The sequence below is a fragment of the Pseudomonas sp. RU47 genome, assembly GCF_004011755.1.
Taxonomy (GTDB): domain Bacteria; phylum Pseudomonadota; class Gammaproteobacteria; order Pseudomonadales; family Pseudomonadaceae; genus Aquipseudomonas.
In genome coordinates this window covers 5,048,221-5,068,357 of the sequence record NZ_CP022411.1, presented here as the reverse complement: position 1 = coordinate 5,068,357, position 20,137 = coordinate 5,048,221, and the positions used below count along the sequence as shown (strand labels likewise).

At 57.1% G+C, this 20,137-nt stretch carries 11 protein-coding genes; 7 read left to right on the top strand and 4 right to left on the bottom strand.

Annotated features, from left to right (window positions below):
• Positions 1-24: 24 nt before the first annotated feature.
• The 3 genes from CCX46_RS23095 to CCX46_RS23085 all read right to left on the bottom strand — a co-directional run bounded on the left by CCX46_RS23095 (position 25) and on the right by CCX46_RS23085 (position 3,622).
• Entirely contained in the window at positions 25-1,476 is a 1,452-nt protein-coding gene (locus tag CCX46_RS23095; RefSeq protein ID WP_127929437.1) for a restriction endonuclease, read from the bottom strand.
• A gap of 92 nt (positions 1,477-1,568) precedes the next feature.
• The gene (locus tag CCX46_RS23090) at positions 1,569-2,819 is read right to left on the bottom strand and encodes a ribonucleotide-diphosphate reductase subunit beta (protein ID WP_008084848.1); all 1,251 of its coding nucleotides are present in this window, start codon (positions 2,817-2,819) and stop codon (positions 1,569-1,571) included.
• Positions 2,820-3,361: 542 nt separating this feature from the next.
• Positions 3,362-3,622, bottom strand: a complete 261-nt coding sequence (locus CCX46_RS23085) for a DUF2790 domain-containing protein (protein ID WP_127929436.1) — start codon at positions 3,620-3,622, stop codon at positions 3,362-3,364.
• 474 nt (positions 3,623-4,096) lie between these two features.
• Here CCX46_RS23085 and acs point away from each other — a divergent pair, with 474 nt between their 5' ends.
• The 7 genes from acs (at position 4,097) to CCX46_RS23045 (ending at position 12,184) form a co-directional block, all read left to right on the top strand.
• Positions 4,097-6,052, top strand: a complete 1,956-nt coding sequence (gene acs, locus CCX46_RS23080; RefSeq protein ID WP_007912698.1) for an acetate--CoA ligase — start codon at positions 4,097-4,099, stop codon at positions 6,050-6,052.
• A gap of 721 nt (positions 6,053-6,773) precedes the next feature.
• Positions 6,774-7,547, top strand: coding sequence for an ABC transporter substrate-binding protein (locus CCX46_RS23075; protein ID WP_038366516.1), 774 nt, complete (start codon positions 6,774-6,776; stop codon positions 7,545-7,547).
• A gap of 91 nt (positions 7,548-7,638) precedes the next feature.
• Complete coding sequence (locus CCX46_RS23070) at positions 7,639-8,328, top strand: ABC transporter permease (RefSeq protein ID WP_007912702.1); 690 nt, start codon at positions 7,639-7,641, stop codon at positions 8,326-8,328.
• Positions 8,325-9,023 (top strand): ABC transporter permease, encoded by a 699-nt coding sequence (locus CCX46_RS23065; protein WP_007912703.1) that lies wholly within the window; start codon positions 8,325-8,327, stop codon positions 9,021-9,023. The genes CCX46_RS23070 and CCX46_RS23065 overlap by 4 nt, the downstream gene beginning before the upstream one ends.
• Position 9,024: 1 nt before the next feature.
• Positions 9,025-10,137 carry a M14 family metallopeptidase gene (locus CCX46_RS23060; RefSeq protein ID WP_127929435.1) on the top strand — a complete coding sequence of 371 codons (1,113 nt, stop codon included), beginning with the start codon at positions 9,025-9,027 and terminating at the stop codon, positions 10,135-10,137.
• A 27-nt stretch (positions 10,138-10,164) separates the two neighbouring features.
• The gene (locus CCX46_RS23055; RefSeq protein WP_007912705.1) at positions 10,165-10,929 is read left to right on the top strand and encodes an ABC transporter ATP-binding protein; all 765 of its coding nucleotides are present in this window, start codon (positions 10,165-10,167) and stop codon (positions 10,927-10,929) included.
• Between the two features lie 262 nt (positions 10,930-11,191).
• Entirely contained in the window at positions 11,192-12,184 is a 993-nt protein-coding gene (locus tag CCX46_RS23045; protein ID WP_177413875.1) for a GlxA family transcriptional regulator, read from the top strand.
• A 37-nt stretch (positions 12,185-12,221) separates the two neighbouring features.
• On the opposite strand, the gene CCX46_RS23040 is transcribed toward CCX46_RS23045, so the two are convergent.
• A complete protein-coding gene (locus CCX46_RS23040; RefSeq protein ID WP_127929432.1) occupies positions 12,222-20,036 on the bottom strand; it encodes a dermonecrotic toxin domain-containing protein in 7,815 nt (2,604 codons plus the stop codon).
• Positions 20,037-20,137: the final 101 nt, after the last annotated feature.

Sequence of the window (20,137 nt, the reverse complement as noted above, 5' to 3'; positions counted from 1 at the left end):
TATTAAGTCGTCTTGGTTGATGTGTTATATGAAATAACGATTTTTTATAGACGGTCTCTTTGCGATAAAGCGTTCAATTTCCAATATTGACCATGTCTCCACTTTTATATTTCTTCGGGCTTCTATTGCATCTAGTCGATCGTAGAGAGTTGGATCGATATAGCAGTTGCACATAACTCCGTAGCCATCTGCTCCATATTGCTCCAAAACGTCTGTAACTGCTCCAAGGCTTGCTGTGCCTAACGAATTATTTGGATTCTTTAACTTGCATTGAAAAATATATTTAAGAGGCTTCTCTCCTGGTTTTGGATTTGTGTAGGCTTGAATGTCTCTTCCGCCATCTCTAGAGTTGGTTTTTCCGTATTTTCTTATTGTTGTTTTGTCAAATTTTGGGTTGTGATAAATTATGTCGTAGCATAGCTGCTCAAATTTCTCGGGGCTGATGTTTGACCACTCCAGTTCGATATCTGATGGCTCTTTGAAAAGTTTGCGGGGCTCGCATTTCTTTATATTTTGGATGATGGTGGGGTTGAATATTACTATGTTTGCGGATTTGGTTTTTACGTTGATGAAATCGGAAAATTCGGAGATGAATACTTCGAAGGTGTAAGGGCAGTCAAGTGATCTTGGGTTGCTGAAACTGCAATTATTTTCAGTCCATTTAAATTTATGCTGAAAGACGTTTTTGGGGGCGATGACCTCTTCTAGACATGCGAGGGCCTGTACTATTTTTCCAGTTGGGATTGATACGGCGATGTGATCTGAAACAGCAATCAATTTATTGTTTTCTGTCGTTATTACAGATTTTAGTAACGAGATTTCATCTCCGTATCCAAGCTTTTTGAAGGTGTGTTCTAGATTGAAGGTGATTGGAACTATCCATGCGTCCACCGAAAGTAAGATTTTTTGCACATCGCTGTTGTAAGCGGCAGCAGCCCAGTAGCCGAATTTTCTCTCTGGAAAATAAGCGAGTTGTCCTGCAATGACCTCGTAATCTAGCTCGTAGTATGCTCCGTTTACTAAATTCGCTAAATATTCATCGATTATCTCTGGGTAAAATAGATTGATGTCGGTTATTGTCTCCTCGTATTGCCGAATTTCTGATCTGATGTTATGAAATGAGTTTTCATTTATATCATCTTGAGGGTACTGGAAAGCCCATCTCGTTGTTAAGATCACCTCCGCAAGTTTTTTTGCTTCATAATTTTCGATTGTGAGTAGAAATACTGGAGAAGAATTTGGTGCTCGAGCTTCGTCTATTGTCACGTTTTTGAATGTTGATGCTATTTTTTCTATCGTATAAGAAGCGTCTAGACAGTCGCTGATTATGTCAATGTATAGCCTGTCGCTTCCTATTCCTGATTTTGGTACTTGCAGTTTTATACTCTTGTGATTTTCTATTTCTTCTAGTAGTTCTTCGTAGCTGAGGTCTTGAAGCTCTTCTGATTGGAGATCTATGATTTTTATGTTTTTCATGGTTGCTTATTTCGTAGCGATGCTCGAAAGCACAGTTGCAGTGGTATAAAAAAGGGCTGCCCTTGGCAGCCCTTGTTATGCGACTTGGAAAATCAATCCCAGCTCAACGCACCACCAGTCTGATACTCAATAACCCGAGTCTCAAAGAAATTCTTCTCTTTCTTCAAGTCCATAATCTCGCTCATCCAAGGGAACGGGTTAGTCGTCCCTGGGTACTCTTCTTTCAAACCAATCTGCGACAAACGACGGTTAGCGATGAACTTCAGGTAGTCCTCCATCATCGCCGCGTTCATGCCCAGTACGCCGCGAGGCATGGTGTCACGCGCGTATTCGATCTCCAGCTGCGTACCCTGCAGAATCATTTGGGTCGCTTCTTCCTTCATTTCGGCATCCCACAGGTGTGGGTTTTCGATTTTGATCTGGTTGATCACGTCGATGCCGAAGTTCAGGTGCATGGATTCGTCGCGCAGGATGTATTGGAACTGCTCGGCGACGCCGGTCATTTTGTTGCGGCGGCCCATGGAGAGGATTTGGGTGAAGCCGCAGTAGAAGAAGATGCCTTCCAGAACGCAGTAGTAGGCGATCAGGTTGCGCAGCAACTCTTTGTCGGTGTCCGGGGTGCCGGTTTCGAACTTCGGATCGGAGATCGAGCGGGTGTATTTCAGGCCCCAGGCGGCTTTTTTAGCGACCGATGGGATCTCGTGGTACATGTTGAAGATTTCGCCTTCATCCATGGCCAGCGATTCGATGCAGTATTGGTAGGCGTGGGTGTGGATCGCCTCTTCGAAAGCCTGGCGCAGGATGTACTGGCGGCATTCCGGGTTGGTGATCAGGCGGTACACGGCCAGTACCAGGTTGTTGGCAACCAGGGAGTCGGCGGTGGAGAAGAAGCCGAGGTTGCGCATGACGATGCGGCGCTCGTCGTCGGTCAGGCCTTCCGGGTCTTTCCAGAGGGCGATGTCGGCGGTCATGTTGACTTCTTGCGGCATCCAGTGGTTTGCGCAACCGTCCAGATACTTCTGCCAGGCCCAGTCGTACTTGAATGGCACGAGTTGGTTGAGGTCGGCGCGGCAGTTGATCATGCGCTTTTCGTCAACGGCGACACGGGCGGAGGCGCCTTCGAGTTCGGCGAGGCCTTCGGCGACGTCGAGGGAGTTCAGTGCAGCCTTGGCGCGGGCAACAGCGGCCGAGTCGTCGGCGGTCACGGCGCGAGCTTCGATCGCGGCGGCACCGCCAGCGTTGTCGAGGCGGTCCATGTTGGCTTCAGTAGCGTGGCCGGCGTTGGCGCCTTTCACGGTTGCTACTTCACTGTCTTCTTTGTCGAATTCGTCCCAGCTCAGCATGACGTGTCGTCTCCTGCGTGAGGGCCTGTGCCCGTGTGAAACCTGATTGGTTGGTTTTTCACACGGTCGTACAGACCGCGTTGGATGTCGTTTTTTGCAGCGATGCACGCAGGCAAATAAACAGAAATTTTGACGGGTTCCGAGAGCCTCTGATGGGCGCAATCAGCGTTGAACGCTGCTGCGGGGCTTCAGAATGGCTTTTGCTCCCTGTAAGGGAATATTGCTGACCCGTATGGGGCGGCATTATAGGGAAAAAAACACGGCTGTGCTGAGGCGAATCCGCGCATGGAGCGGTCGAGGAGGGTGGTTTTTCGACGAGAGTGAGGGTTTACAGGGCTTTGCCGGGGATAGATTTTTTTTCGCAAAAATCTCGCCATTGTGAATTTGCTCAAAAAACGAACAAAAAAACCGGTTTTTCACTACATCTAGTGTTTTGCAAGCATTTTTGATGACTTCAAACACAACTGAGCCCGACCGAAGTCGGGCTGGAATCGACCCTCAATGAAGCGCTGAGAGATCCAATTCGGTGCAGTCTCGAATCATCAATTGGTGCAGCCGTTGCCCATGACGCTGTAACGCAGGATGTGGCGCTGGCCTTTGGAGTCGTCGTACTCCATTTTTGCCGGTACGACTTCGCAGACATTCGGAATTTCACTCATCGATATGACGTTGGCGATGTCCAGGTGGGTGGAGTAAGTGTATTCCTCGATCACCGGTTGTTGCTGTGCGACATCAGTCGGGACCTCATCTGCCATGGCGGTTGCGCACAGACTGCTGAGGGCCAGAACCAATAAAGCTTTCATTCGGATTTACCTTTTTGAGGTCGAGTGGGGTCACGCAACCTTTATGGGGTTGCGTGTGTAACTTCATCATTTGCAGTTATTACTTGAGAGCTGGATTAACGGCCTTCGTGGGGGCTGTATCGTTGTTAATCGCGTTTGCCTTGTCGGCGAGGTGAATTTTAGGGGGATGGGGTGGGGGTAAACAGAGCGGGTTTTGATAAACACCTTTGGCAGATTTGGTAACAATCCCTTGAAATGGGGTGGTGACTGGATTGGTGAGTGGGGGATTTGTCTGGGATACCGAGGTGCCTGATTCGCTTGCAGGCAAGCTCCCACAGGGGATTGGGGATGTTTGGAGGAACGGTGTAAGGGCCGCGTTACGGGTATCTGGATGTTTTGTAGGGGCTTGTTACTACCATCGTCGAATGGTTCTATGGCCCCCGCCCCGTTACAACAGGGTCATACAAAAACAACTATTACACCGAGGTAGGAAAGATGAGTGCGGCTTCTCTGTATCCCGTTCGTCCCGAGGTTCTGGCTAACACGCTGACTGACGAGGCGACCTACAAAGCCATGTACCAGCAGTCGGTCGTCAACCCTGACGGCTTCTGGCGCGAGCAAGCCAAGCGTCTCGACTGGATCAAGCCTTTCACCACGGTGAAACAGACGTCGTTCGACGATCACCATGTCGACATCAAGTGGTTTGCCGACGGCACCCTGAACGTTTCCTACAACTGCCTCGACCGTCATCTGGCCGAGCGCGGCGATCAAGTCGCGATCATCTGGGAAGGTGACGATCCTTCCGAGAGCCGCAACATCACCTACCGCGAACTGCACGAACAAGTCTGCAAACTGGCCAACGCCCTGCGTGGTCAGGACGTACACCGCGGCGACGTGGTGACCATTTATATGCCGATGATTCCCGAAGCCGTGGTCGCCATGCTGGCCTGCACCCGGATCGGCGCGATTCACTCGGTGGTGTTCGGCGGTTTCTCGCCGGAAGCCCTGGCCGGTCGCATCATCGACTGCAAATCGAAAGTGGTGATCACCGCTGACGAAGGCATTCGCGCCGGCAAGAAGATTTCCCTCAAGGCCAACGTCGACGACGCACTGACCAATCCGGAAACCAGCAGCATCCAGAAAGTCATCGTCTGCAAGCGCACCGGTGGCGACATCAAGTGGAACCAGCATCGCGACATCTGGTACGAAGACCTGATGAAAGTGGCGGGCACCGTTTGCGCGCCGAAAGAGATGGGCGCGGAAGAAGCGCTGTTCATCCTTTATACCTCCGGTTCGACCGGCAAGCCGAAGGGCGTGCAACACACCACTGGCGGTTATCTGCTGTACGCGGCGATGACCCACGAGCGCGTGTTCGACTACCGTCCGGGCGAAGTCTACTGGTGCACCGCCGACGTCGGCTGGGTCACCGGCCACAGCTACATTGTCTACGGCCCGCTGGCCAATGGCGCGACCACGCTGCTGTTTGAAGGCGTGCCGAACTATCCGGACATCACCCGGGTGGCGAAGATCGTCGACAAGCACAAGGTCAACATCCTCTACACCGCACCGACCGCGATCCGCGCGATGATGGCCTCGGGTCAGGCTGCTGTTGAAGGCGCGGATGGCAGTAGCCTGCGCCTGCTCGGTTCCGTGGGCGAGCCGATCAACCCGGAAGCCTGGGACTGGTATTACAAGAATGTCGGCAAGTCGCGTTGCCCGATCGTCGATACCTGGTGGCAGACCGAAACCGGCGGCAACATGATGAGCCCGTTGCCGGGTGCGCACGCGCTGAAGCCGGGTTCGGCGGCGCGTCCGTTCTTTGGTGTGGTGCCGGCGCTGGTCGACAACCTCGGTAACATTATCGAGGGCGAGGCTGAAGGCAATCTGGTGATTCTCGATTCGTGGCCAGGTCAGGCGCGCACGCTGTATGGCGATCACGATCGTTTCGTTGATACCTACTTCAAGACCTTCCGTGGCATGTATTTCACCGGTGACGGCGCGCGCCGTGATGCCGATGGTTACTACTGGATCACCGGGCGTGTCGATGACGTGCTCAACGTGTCGGGTCACCGTATGGGCACAGCCGAAATCGAGAGCGCGATGGTTGCGCATCCGAAAGTTGCTGAGGCAGCGGTGGTGGGTGTGCCGCATGACATCAAGGGGCAGGGCATTTATGTCTATGTCACCTTGAAGAATGGCGAGGAGCCGACCGAGCAACTACGTCTGGAGCTGAAGAACTGGGTGCGCAAGGAGATCGGGCCGATTGCTTCGCCGGACGTGATCCAGTGGGCACCGGGGCTGCCGAAGACGCGCTCGGGCAAGATCATGCGCCGCATTCTGCGCAAGATTGCCACGGCGGAATATGACGGGTTGGGGGACATCTCGACCCTGGCGGATCCGGGTGTGGTGCAGCATTTGATTGATACGCACAAGACGATGAATGTGGCTTAAGCGTTAGAAGCGTAGAAGCCCTGTCCGGTTTTGCCGGGCGGGGCTTTTTTGTGTCTGGAGGTTTTGTGGTGGTTGGGCTGGCCTCATCGCGAGCAGGCTCACTCCCACAGTTTGACCGAGTACCTTCAGGCAAAATGCAGATCCCTGTGGGAGCGAGCCTGCTCGCGAAGGCAATTTGTCAGGCGCTGGTGTAGTCCGCTGTCGGAACGCAGACCCGACCAACCAATAATTATCGATCTCCCCCGTAAGACATTTCCCGCTGTTACCCGCCGCCTTCCACGTAACCGAATGTGTAACCGCCCGCCCCGGAGCGGGGCAAAGGGAAACGCATCGCCCCGTTTTAGAGCCTCTAAACCTCCAGCGAAAAATAAGACACAACGCTGCGCTTGCCGGATTAGAAGGGTTTGCGAATAATAGGCCCGTAATTTGCAGCATAGATCGGTTCACTGTCTTTCGCTCTTGCATGAAATTGCAGGGCTGTCAATGCGCCAAAGTCGCTTTCTCTGTGCATCTGTAATTAGTTGTCGCATTGAAGAAATATCGGCTTCCGGCCTGTCGTTAGAATGCCGATCACTCGCTCATCGTGGCTGACGTTGAAACCTCCTTCGGTTTCAATGGGAAATTTCCCACCGATGCAGCAACCGATTTCCCGATTCACCCATTCGCATATTGGGCTGTCGCTCACTCTGCCGTTTTTGCCCTTTACCGATGGAGTCCCAAGATGAAGAAACTTGTGCTGCTTGGCGCCCTGGCACTGTCCGTGCTGTCGATGAACGCCTTCGCTGACGAAAAACCTCTGAAGATCGGTATCGAAGCGGCTTACCCTCCGTTCGCCTCGAAAGCACCGGATGGCAGCATCGTCGGTTTCGACTACGACATCGGCAACGCTCTGTGCGAGCAGATGCAGGTCAAGTGTGTGTGGGTCGAGCAAGAGTTCGACGGTCTGATTCCGGCGCTGAAAGTGCGCAAGATCGACGCGATCCTGTCGTCGATGTCGATCACTGAAGACCGCAAGAAGTCGGTCGACTTCACCAACAAGTACTACAACACCCCGGCACGTCTGGTCATGAAGGCCGGTACTCAGGTCAGCGAAGGTCTGGCTGAGCTGAAGGGCAAGAACATCGGCGTGCAACGTGGTTCGATCCACGAGCGTTTCGCCCGCGAAGTCCTGGCGCCACTGGGTGCCGAGATCAAGCCGTACGGCTCGCAGAACGAAATCTACCTCGACGTGGCCGCCGGTCGCCTCGACGGTACCGTGGCTGACGCCACCCTGCTGCAAGATGGCTTCCTCAACACCGACGCCGGCAAAGGCTTCGCGTTTGCAGGCCCGGCGTTCACCGACGTCAAATACTTCGGCGACGGCGTAGGCATCGCAGTGCGTAAGGGCGACGCCCTGAAAGACAAGATCAACGCTGCCATCGCGGCCATTCGCGAAAACGGCAAATACAAGGCAATCCAGGACAAGTACTTCGCCTTCGATATCTACGGCAAGTAACACGTCTCTGCGACAAGTCCGAAATGGCGCAAGCAACAGGATCTCTGCGGTTTGCGCCATTTTTTCATCCCAACTTTCGAGGACCTGAATCATGTTGAAAGGCTACGGGGCTGTCATCCTCGATGGCGCATGGCTGACGCTTCAGCTCGCCTTGTCGTCCATGGCTCTGGCCATCGTTCTCGGGCTGATCGGTGTCGCGTTGCGCCTGTCGCCGGTGCGCTGGCTGGCCTGGCTGGGCGATCTGTATTCCACGGTGATCCGCGGGATTCCCGATCTGGTGCTGATCCTGCTGATCTTCTACGGCGGCCAGGACTTGCTCAACCGCGTTGCACCGATGCTCGGTTATGACGACTACATCGATCTGAATCCGCTGGCCGCCGGTATCGGCACCCTCGGTTTCATTTTCGGTGCGTACCTGTCGGAAACTTTCCGTGGCGCGTTCATGGCCATTCCCAAAGGTCAGGCTGAAGCGGGCATGGCTTACGGCATGAGCAGTTTTCAGGTGTTCTTCCGGGTGATGGTGCCGCAGATGATTCGCCTGGCGATTCCGGGCTTCACCAACAACTGGCTGGTACTGACCAAGGCGACCGCGCTGATTTCCGTGGTCGGTCTGCAAGACATGATGTTCAAGGCCAAGCAGGCGGCAGATGCCACCCGCGAGCCTTTCACCTTCTTCCTCGCAGTGGCGGCGATGTACCTGGTGATCACCAGTGTTTCGTTGCTGATCCTGCGTCAACTTGAGAAGCGCTACTCGGTAGGCGTAAGGGCGGCTGATCTATGATCTTCGACTACAACGTCATTTGGGAGGCCATGCCGCTGTACCTCGGCGGCCTGCTGACCACCCTCAAACTGCTCGCGCTGTCGCTGTTTTTCGGTCTGCTCGCGGCCCTGCCGCTGGGGCTGATGCGCGTCTCGAAGAACCCGGTCGTCAACGGCGCCGCGTGGCTTTACACCTACGTGATCCGTGGCACGCCGATGCTGGTGCAACTGTTCCTGATCTACTACGGTCTGGCGCAGTTTGAAGCGGTCCGCGAAAGCTTCTTGTGGCCATGGCTGTCCAGCGCGACGTTCTGTGCCTGCCTGGCCTTCGCGGTCAACACCAGCGCCTACACCGCTGAAATCATCGCTGGCAGCCTCAAGGCCACGCCGAACGGTGAGATCGAAGCGGCGAAAGCCATGGGCATGTCGCGCTTCAAACTGTACAAACGCATCCTGCTGCCATCGGCCCTGCGCCGGGCACTGCCGCAGTACAGCAACGAAGTGATCATGATGCTGCAGACCACCAGTCTGGCGTCCATCGTGACCTTGATCGACATCACTGGCGCGGCACGTACCGTCAACGCGCAGTTCTATCTGCCGTTCGAGGCGTACATCACCGCTGGCGTGTTCTACCTGTGCCTGACGTTCATTCTGGTCAAGCTGTTCAAACTGGCCGAGCGTCGCTGGTTGAGCTATCTGGCCCCGCGGAAGCATTGATATGGAACGCATCGACCACGTATTGCCGTGGAGCCATTTGGGCAGCGAGCGCAAGATTTCGGTCTTTCGCTTCGGCCATGGCGAGCGCAAGGCCTACATTCAGGCCAGCCTCCATGCTGACGAATTGCCGGGCATGCGCACCGCCTGGGAGCTGAAAAAGCGCCTCGGTGAACTCGAAGCCAAAGGCTTGCTCAACGGTGTCGTCGAACTGGTGCCAGTCGCCAACCCGTTGGGTCTCGGGCAATTGCTGCAAGGCAATCACCAAGGCCGTTTCGAAGCGGGCAGCGGCAAGAATTTCAACCGTGATTTCGTCGAACTGAGCGCGCCGGTTGCGGCAGCATTGGCTGAGAGCCTCGGTGATGATCCGCACGCCAATGTGCGCCTGATCCGTCAGGCCATGGCCGATCATCTGGCGGCATTGCCGGAAGCGAGCAGTCAGTTGCAAGGCATGCAGCGCGTGTTGCTCAGCCATGCCTGCACCGCCGATGTAGTGCTCGATCTGCATTGCGATGCCGAAGCCGCGTTGCACATGTACGCATTGCCGCAGCACTGGCCGCAGTGGCGTTCGTTGGCGGCGCACCTGAATGTGAAGGTCGGATTGCTCGCGGAAGACTCCGGCGGCAGTTCGTTCGATGAAGCGTGCTCGTTGCCGTGGTTGCGTCTGTCGCGGCAGTTCCCCGATGCGCAGATTCCGCTGGCGTGTCTGGCGACGACCATTGAGCTGGGCGGTCAGGCCGATACCGGTCGCGCCGAAGCCTGCGCGTATGCTGAAGGCATTCTCGCGTTCCTCGCCGAGCAAGGTTTGATTACCGGCGGGTGGCCGAACCCGGCGCACGAAGCGTGTGAAGGCATGCCGTTCGAAGGCACCGAGTTGCTGCTCGCGCCGCATCCGGGCGTCGTAAGTTTTCTGCGCAAGCCCGGCGAATGGGTCGAGGCGGGCGACGAGATTTTTGAAGTGATTGATCCTCTGTCCGATCGGGTCAGCACGGTGTGTGCTGGTACCTCCGGGGTGCTGTTTGCCATTGAACGGCTGCGTTATGCCCAACCCGGTTTCTGGCTGGCCAAGGTGGCGGGGCGCGAAGCGCTGCGTCACGGGCGCTTGCTCAACGACTGACTGACTGTTTTTGTGAGAACCGACCGCATGTACAAACTTGAAGTCCAAGACCTGCATAAACGCTATGGCAGTCACGAAGTGCTCAAGGGCGTGTCCCTGAAAGCGGCAGCCGGCGATGTGATCAGCATCATCGGCTCCAGTGGCTCCGGCAAAAGTACTTTCCTGCGCTGCATCAACCTGCTCGAGCAGCCGCACGCGGGCAAGATTCTGCTAAACAACGAAGAGCTGAAACTGGTGGCGAACAAGGACGGCGCGCTGAAAGCCGCTGATCCGAAACAGCTGCAGCGCATGCGTTCGCGCCTGTCGATGGTGTTCCAGCATTTCAACCTGTGGTCGCACATGACTGCTATTGAAAACATCATGGAGGCGCCGGTTCACGTACTGGGCGTACCCAAGTACGAAGCTCGCGAAAAAGCCGAGTACTACCTGAACAAGGTCGGTGTGGCCCATCGTAAAGACGCGTTCCCGGGGCACATGTCCGGTGGCGAGCAGCAACGTGTGGCGATTGCCCGTGCGCTGGCGATGGAACCGGAAGTGATGCTGTTCGACGAACCGACTTCGGCGCTCGACCCGGAACTGGTCGGCGACGTGCTGAAGGTGATGCAAGCGCTGGCGCAGGAAGGTCGCACCATGGTTGTGGTCACGCACGAAATGGGCTTTGCCCGTGAAGTGTCGAACCAGTTGGTGTTCCTGCACAAAGGTGTTGTTGAAGAAAGCGGCAACCCGCGTGAAGTGCTGGTGAATCCGCAATCGGAACGTTTGCAGCAATTCCTCTCGGGCAGTTTGAAATAAATCAGGGCTGCCGTTGTGCACCGTGATAGTGCATGCTTCGCAGCCAGAAGGCTGGCCTGCGATCTCTGTGGGAGCGAGCCTGCTCGCGAATGCGGTGTGACATCCGACATAGATATCGACTGATCCACCGCTTTCGCGAGCAGGCTCGCTCCCACAGTTGGATCTCTGCCTGGATCTCGGTTGGTTTCAAGATTTGTGTTCATTTACGGGCTAGCATTGGCCCATGCCTTCATCACTGTTCTTCGCTTCGGATTGCCCGCCCATGACTGCCCATCGAATTGGTTTCCTGATTTGGCCCAGCACTAAAGCGTTGACGCTGGCGCTGGCGGAGGAAGCCTTGCGTGTTGCTCAGCGTGTGCACCCGGATGTGGTTTACGAACTGTCGTTCTTGCAGGCCGAAGCCGTTACAGGAACCGGGGCCGAAGGCGCCTGGCAATTGCCCGGTGAGCCCTGGACCGGCAAGCTCGAAAACTTCCAGAAACTGTTCCTGCTCGCTGACGAGCCGCCGACCACGTTGGCCCCGGCACTCAGCAGTGCGCTCAAGCAGCTGGTGCGTGCGGGTACCGTCATCGGCGGTTTGTCCGCTGGCGTTTATCCCTTGGCGCAACTCGGTTTGCTCGACGGTTATCGCGCCGCCGTGCATTGGCGCTGGCAGGACGATTTCGCCGAGCGTTTCCCGAAAGTCATCGCCACCAGCCATCTGTTCGATTGGGATCGCGATCGCCTGACCGCGTGTGGCGGCATGTCCGTGCTCGATCTGTTGCTGGCGGTGCTGGCTCGCGATCACGGTGCAGAACTGGCCGGCGCGGTCTCGGAAGAGCTGGTCGTTGAGCGCATCCGCGAGGGTGGCGAGCGCCAGCGCATCCCGTTGCAGAACCGTCTCGGTTCCAGCCATCCGAAGCTCACCCAGGCGGTGTTGCTGATGGAAGCCAATATCGAAGAGCCACTGACCACCGACGAAATCGCCCAGCACGTGTGCGTATCCCGTCGTCAGTTGGAACGGATCTTCAAGCAATACCTCAACCGTGTGCCGAGCCAGTACTACCTGGAACTGCGCCTGAACAAGGCCCGGCAGATGTTGATGCAGACCAGCAAGTCGATCATCCAGATCGGCCTGTCGTGTGGCTTCTCTTCGGGGCCGCATTTCTCCAGCGCCTACCGCAATTTCTTCGGTGCCACGCCGCGGGAAGATCGCAACCAGCGGCGCAGCAGCAGCCCGTTCGAATTGTCGTCAGTGCCGCCCGAGCGCGGCTGAGGACTGGTTAGCCAACGCTCGCCAGTGCTCACTGTGCTTAGGGTTGTTCTTCGCCATCGGAAAAGCTTGAACCCTCAAAGTCGTCGAGTTCCTGGTGGAATCGGGTCCGCGCTTCTCGCTCCTTGAGCAGTCGCAATTCATTGGCCGCGTTGTAGGTTGTCAGACTTTGCTGGCTTTGCGGGCTTAATGGATTGTTACTGAAGTCATAGGTGACTGCTCTGCCCTCTGCGGAAAAGGGCAGTGGGACGGGCAGTTCGGTAATGGCGTTTGCGGAAAGATCTGCGTACGTCAACTGCGGCAGATCAAAAAGGCCGGTGGGCAGTTCAGTCAGTCCGGTGTCGCTTAGATGCAGTGAATGACACGCCTGCAGGTTTTTCAGATCCGGCGCACGCCCCAGCGGGTTGTGCTTCAAATCCAGGACGCGAAGGTTGGTCATGGCGGCCAGCGCATTCGCGCCTTGCTCCGTCAGAGCGATACGGCAACGGCGCAGTGTCAGGCTTGTAAGGTTGTTCATGCGCAACACCGGCAGGGGAATTTCGTTGAGCTGATAGTCGCTGATGGCCAGTTCGCTCAGGTTTGGAAACAACTCAAGCAGACGCTCAACCCGTGGGTGTACCTGGGCTGTGCTGGTCAGTTTCAGTTTGCTGACCTGTTCGAAGCGACCGCTTAAGGCTGGCAGCTCGCCGGTAAACGATATTTCGAGTGTGACGTCTATGGGGGCCATGCGCGTCGGCGCCAGGCGCAAGCGTTGTTCCAGTTGCTTCATGAAATCCGTGCGCCGGGTAATTTCCTGGCGTAACACTTCGTCCGCAAGCCTCACCCCGGTCACCGGATCGCGTGGAACCTCCTTCGCCCACACATCGAGTTGGTCATGTAGCGTGGCGAGGTCGCTCTGGCGACGCAGCAATTCAGTCCGTCCTTCGACCAGTGTCCCCGGCAGACCATAGATCAGATGACCGGCATCCGTTTCGCTGATGCCGGGATACAGGCTCTGAGTCAGCTCGATGTCCGCTTGGTCAGGCGCCACCCCAAGGTTCTGATAGCTGGACTGGTAATAGGTTTTTATCCGTTCTCGAGCGCCAGCGGATAGCGGATTGGCCCTCAGGACGACGCCGTTTGCGGCAAACCCGCTCATGTCTTGTGGCAGCTCAACAATGGCGTTTTCGTTGAGAAAGACGCCGCGCAGTTGAGGCAATTGGCCGACACCGGCAGGCACCTCGGTGATGCCGGTCCGGCTGAGTTCCAGCTCCGTCAACGCCAGCAACGAGCTGACGTCCGGCGTTGTAGCCAAAGGGTTGTTGTAGAGGTCCAGGCGCTTCAGTCGGCTGATTGCGGTCAGCGTGGCTTGCCCCGCCGCGTCGAATACAACCCCGCAACTGCTCAGAGTCAGCGTTTCGAGGCTCGGCATAAGTGTCAGTGCACGAGGGAGTCGACCCAGCGCGAAATTGCGCAGTTCCAGCGTTTGCAATCCGCTGAAGCAGGTGAGGAAGGCGTCCGGGGCATTCAAGGCGTTACTGCCCTGGATGGACAGGCGGGCAACGTGGCTGAAGTCGGCCGTCAGCGCTGGCAAGTCATCGGCAAAAGGTGCCTCGATATCAAGCGCGTTCAGCCTCAGCTCTGTCTTGTCGACGTTCCTGCTGCGCCAGAATCCTTCCAGTTGCTGACTGAACTGTCTCTTCTTGAACAGTTCTGTGGCTCGTTCAGATGCGCCCCAATACTCGCCGGTCGCGGGGTTACGGGTCAGTGCGCGTTCGGACCACGCACTCAAATCGCTGATCATCTGACTGATCTCCACTTCCCAGCGCAGCAGTTGTGCAGTGCCAGCCTGCAGTGTGCCCGGCAGGTGGTAGATCATGTGGCTGGCATCGTCCTTGTCCATCCACGGGTACAGTCTTTGCGCGCAGTCCAGATCGCTGGCGTCCGGCATAACGTCAAAGTTGCGCCCATGTTCGACGTAGTAGGTTTTGATACGCTCGCGGGCTGCCAGAGACAGTGGGTTGTTGGTCAGGTTGAGGCCGTCGGCCAGATCCAGGTCGAGGTTGAAAAACGCTTCGGGCAGATCGGTGATGCGGTTGTCGTTGAACAAGGCGTTTTTCAGGCTCGGGTGATTGGCAACGCCATTGGGCACTGCCGTGATACCGCTATTGGACAACAGAATGTCACGCAGGGCCGGCAGGGGCTCAAGGTCGGGTATCACCGCCAGCGGGTTATTGCTCAGGTCGAGAAGCTCAAGGTCACTCAACGTAGCGAGCAGATGCTCGTCAGCCGGGGTGAGCGTCACGCCGCAGTCCCTCAGCGACAGTTCTGTCAGCGCTGGCAGTTGAGCCACTGCCTGGGGGATTTCGCCCAGGGGAAACTGTTGCAGGTCCAGTTCACGGGTGTTGAGGAACAAATTGAAGAACCCTTCCGGCGCACCAATGGCGGCGTTGCCTTTGAGCTTCAAGCCTGAGACGTGAGTGAAATCGACTGTCAGTCGGGGAAAGTAACCGAAGAATCGCAGGTCGGATTCGAAATAGTCCGCGCGCATGCCTGACTCGACTGACCTGTGGCGCCAGAACCGTTCCAGCTGTTGGCCGAACTCGGATCGGGCTGCGTACTGGTCGAACAGCTCGATCGCCGTAAGGATCTGCCCTGTGACGGGGTGAACACTCGGAACCTGTGGCGCCCACAAGGTCAGGTCGGATTTCAACTGATTGAGTTCGGCCCGCCACGCGACCAGTTGATTGCGGCTGTCGGCCAGGGTGCCGGGCAAATCGTAGATCACGTCGCTGGCCGCTTGTTCGTCCAGGGACGGGAACAGTTGGCGCATCAGGGCAATATCAGCATCGTCGGCTCGTACGTTGAAGTCGTGGCCCATGCGTCGGTAATAGCTTTTGACCTTGTTGCGTGTGGCGAGCGACAGGGGATTGCCGGAAAAATCGAAGCCGTCACTCTGATCGGCGGAATGCTCAAACACTGCATCGGGTATTTCGCTAATGCGGTTATCGCTGAAAATCGCGGTACGCAGATTCAGATGGCTGGCCACCCCGTCGGGCACTGCATTGATGCCGCAGTTGGACAGATCGAGATAAGTCAGCTCCGGGAGGAGGTTGAGGTCGGGGAAGGTGCCCAAGGGGTTGTTGCTCAAATCCAGCGTACGCAGGTGGTTGAGTGAAAGCAGGGTTGCCTGGTTTTCCGGGGTCAGCACCACGCCGCAATCGTTGAGCTCCAGTGTGCTGAGGTAAGGCATCCTGATCTGTGCAAGCGCGATCGGTTCGAGGTCGAAGGCGTGCAGTTCCAGCGTGGTCAGATGATCAAAGCGCTGGATAAATGGCAGGGTGGCAGTGATGTTTTTATTACCCACCAGTGTCAGTCGGGTGACGTGGTCGAAGTTGGTGCTGAGCACCGGCAGATCGCCAATGAACTCCAGTGTTGCGCTCAGCTCGCTGTCTCTGGCGGTCGTCGATCTGGAACGCCAGAACCGTTCAAGTCTCTGCCGGAACGCGTCTCTGGCATTGCGTTCCAGTAGCTGTTCTTCCAGCGTCAATGGCCGTTTGAACACAGGGTCGAGCGCAGGTATTTGAGTGACCCATTCGCTGAGTTCGGTCTGCAGTGTGGTGAGCTCGGTTTCCCAGCGAGCGAGCTGGGCCCGGCCTTCAACCCAGGTGCCGGGGAGCCGGTACAGGACCTCACTGGCCTGGTCGGCATTCAGTTCAGGAAACAACGTGGTGGTGCGCAAGACATCCGCAGGCTCCTGGCGTACCCCGAACTGCTTGCCCGTGTGGTTATAGAATGTTTTTACTTTCTCCCGCGTGGCGGCCGACAGCGGGTTGTCGGCAAAACCGTAACCGTCACTGAGGGAGCTGGCCAGGTCGAAAAAGGCATCCGGTATTTCCGTGATCCGGTTGCCATCGAAACTGCCGGTGATCAATTGCGGGTGATCAAGCAGATTGGCCGGCACGGTTTCGATACCCGTGTTTGATAGATTGAGGTAGCGCAGCGTCGGAATTGCGCTGACGTCGGGAGGTGTCCCCAGTGCATTGCCACGCAGATCCAGCAATGAAAGGTTGGACAATGATGCAAGCACTGCCTGGTTGGCCGTCGAGTGGCTGATGCCGCAGTTGCGCAAGATCAACTGACGCAATTGCGGCATGGCCGTGAAAGCCTGGGGCAGGCTCGGCAGGTTGAGGTTTTGCGCATCCAGGTACAGCAGCGACGGGAAACTTTGCAGGAACGCGTCCACTGCTCCGGTTTGCACGCTGCCATTGATCGACAGCATGGCGACGTGACTGAAATCCGCTTCCAGTGCGGGCAACTCGCCCAGTATCGGTTGCGCAATCTGCAGCATGTTTCCGGCGGGGCCGCGGGTTTGCCGGCGCCAGCAACGTAGCAGTGCATCCCTGAGCAAGGCGCGATTCTGCAGGGCTTCCCGACGCTCGATGTAGGTCAGCGGCTGACCGTTTTGCGGATGGTTGGCGGGTACGTCGATTTCCCATCGGCGCAGGTCATCACTGAGCTTGCTGTACTCGATGTGGCGCCGGGCCAGATCCGCGTTCAGTGCCGCAGTATCATTCTGAAAGGCGGCGACGAAATTTCGCGCTTCTTCGTTGGAGAAGCCTCGATAGAGTGCCTGTACACGCTCCTCGGGACGGATGATTCGTTGGCCTGCCGTGACCAGATTGTCCTGATTCTCTATGCCGATCACACCGAGTTCGCCGGCTTCAAAAAAGCCGGCATCGTCACGGCTCCGTGGCAGTGTCGGCCGTTGATCGGCGAAGCCGGCCAGTCGCAGTGTGTCCACGCCAGGCTGGCGAATCGGTGCATCGAACAGCACGGTACGCAGCTCATTGCGCTCCAGTGTGCGCTCGCGGATCGCCGCTTTCAGCGCATCAGCCTGGCCGATCTGCAGGTTCAGGTTTTGGCGTTCACCGTCCGGTAATGCGTACAACAGGCTGGAGTAGAAGTCAGTGGCCGAATGCAGTTCCTGACCGCGATCGTCGTAAGGTTGATAGCGGCCGTCGCGCTGACGAACCAGCACTTTGTGTGCGGGGGCAGCGTCGCGTCCGATGCTGTCGAGCACCGCCCCTTCGTAACGTGCGTCGCGGATCTCGATACGCACATCGCCGCTCCAGCCAGGCAATAGCTTGAGGCTGTGCAACGCCAGGGAGTCGGAATCGGGGTTGTTGGTGGCTTTCAATTGCAGGCCTTCGTACGCCCGGGTGACGCGCACTTCCTGGCTGGCCAGTTGCATGAGCTCCTGCTGGCGCGCCGGCAGTTGCCCATCATTGATCTGACGCAGTTCACCGCCGGTGGCCGTGTCGAGCAGTTCGCGGGTGACGCTGGCCGGCAAGCCGGGCTGATGTCGACCCAGTTGTTGTGCCAGTGGATCGTCAATGCGCTGCAGTGCCTGATAACGCGATTCGAACAGCGTGGTGCGGTGGCGTCTGCTGAGCTGGGCCAATTGCTTGCGCAGCGTTTGGCTGCGCACTTGCACGGAATGCGTTGGCCCGCTGAAGGGTTCTGCGAGCAGGTTTTTGGTTTGCTGCTCGTCCAGGGCGCCAAGCAGTGTCTTCAGCACATCGCCGTCGGGCTCTTGGTGAAACTCGGTCAGTGGCAGGGTTTCGTCAGCGGAGGACTGCCAGATCAGCTCGCCCTGTTGATCGATGAAACGCAGGCGCTGGCTGCGTGGCCAGCGACCATGGTCCGTCAACAGTTGCAGCTGCGTCACGGGGTCGACGCGCAGGTATTCTTGCGCATCGCTGCTATCGAGTTGGTCGCTCAGCCGTTGCAGTTCCTGATCGATCTTGAAGCGCTGGATGCTGTCGGCCAGAAGTGGCGGCAAGGTTTGCTGATCAGCATGCATTTTGCGCAAGGCATCTTCGTTGACGCCGCTGACTTGCAGAATCGTCTCGCGCTCGGCGGGGGAAAACGACTCTACGCAAGGCCCGATGCGTTGCAGCGCAGTGGCGCCGCCCCACTCCAGTGGTTGCTCGAGTTCGGTGTGCCAGGTGCCGGCACCGTTGTGTCGCACAACGGGTTGATAGGCGTCGGCGCGGGTCGGGTGTTCGATACGGTATTGGCCGGGGATCGGGCTTTCGTTGACGGCGAAGTGTGCGTCGTCGAGAGGCAGCAGTTGCTTGCCCTGATGTTGATGCAGGCCAAGCTCACTGGCCTTTGAGCCGCTATCAGGAAGGCTTGTGTGTTGATAGCGGGCGAGGTTCGGGTCCCAATAGCGGGTTTGTTCGTTGGCCAGTCGCACAGGTTTGAAGCGGTCGATGAACGCGACAATCTCCTTGGGCAATATCTTGCGAAACTCGGCAGCGCCAATCGCACCACCAACGGCGAAAGTGCCGAGCTGGACCAGCGACTCGACTGTGCCCATCAGGTGTTCGAACGCTTCGGTTTTACGCCCTTGCGCCCATTCGATGATGCCTTCGAACGCTTCGTCGAGAAACTGATAGGCCATGTACGCCATCATCGCTTCGCCCAGAACCGGCACGAATGGCGCGACGACCAGTGCGGCGGTCTGCGCAATCGTGGTGATGATGTTGACCACCGAATCCCAGAAGGCCCAGCGTGCCTTCTGGTCCACCGCTGCGGTGGGAACGGCAATGACCTGAGCGTCATTGAGGATCTTGTTCAGTCGGGTCTGGTAGAGGTGCTGCCACAGATCGTCGGCGAACGGCTCGAGCCCCGACTGCAGATCGGGGCGCTCGACCGGCGTTTCACGCCATGTAGGCAGCGCGTTGCCTGGCTCGTGGGGGTGCCACTTGATCTGCGTGAGTCGACTGTTCAGCGTGCTGAAGAAAGCCCCCCGTTGATCGTGGTTGACGAATCGGCTGAAGAATTGCTGGTAATCCTTCGAACGCAGTTGTCGTGTCAGTTCAACCACCATTTCGGCCGCTGAGGCATATTCCTTGAAGGGATGCTCGGGATCATCCGGAACGTAGGCCACCACCCGTGCGGCGCTGCGAGACACGTACAGATCCGGGGCAAACACGACAATACCGGTGAGCGACGCGCCCAGCAGGGTTATGTCATGGCTGCGTACCGGCGCGTCCTTGACATAGAGGCCGCCCAACCCGTCAAGCATCGCTTCAACCAGACGAGAGTAGCTTTGCGATATGTCCCGGTTCATTAGCGCCCATTGCAGAGCGGCTTTCATGGAGGCTTTGGCACTGGCGTCTATTTTCTTTCGCAGTGCTGACTTCACCGTCGAATCGGTAAAACCCAGCGTGTCTTCGAGTTTTTTCTTGTACTGCGCGCCGATATCCAGCCGTCGGCACAACTGGACGAACGCCGAAATGCTCAGTTTGGCTTTGATCGACGGCAGGGCTTCGAACTGGCCTGTGGAGGAGGGGCGGGTGGTGTAGGTCGACGCAGCTTCGAAGGCTGCCGCGTAGCTTTCCTTTTCCTCGAAGTTATGCAGCGCGGCATCCAGCAGTGAGACGGACCAGACGCGCGCGCCTGTGCTTATCGGAAACCACGGCGTGGTGGCGGGAATGTACAGGCGTACAAATGTGGTTCTGACATCCAGATCCAGATCGAAACACTTTTTCAGCTCTGCCTGGAGCAACGGTTCGGCAAAGGCGCTGGCGTCTTGCAGGTGTTCAAGGCTTTTATCGACCTCACTTTGAGCGGCCATGTGGGCGGCATTGAGGCTTTTCATCTGTGTGTGTTGCGTGGCGGGCGCAGATTGCACGGGGGACGAGCGTTGCGGCGAAATACGCTTGAGTGCCTCGCGGCGAGCGACTGAGGCACTGCCCAGCCAATCGGGGATGGCGTTCTTCAGCGGCAAGTAATGATCGTCAGGGTGTTGGGCATCGTTGGTGTCGGGCGGGGATGCCGGTTGTTGTCCTTCGGGCAAGTTCATTGGCCATTCCTTGGGCGTTGAAAGGAATGCTCAGCAAATCAGCAAATGGCGATCGAGGTGCGGTACATATTTATAGCTTTGCTGCGAGGTTGAGTTGCTAT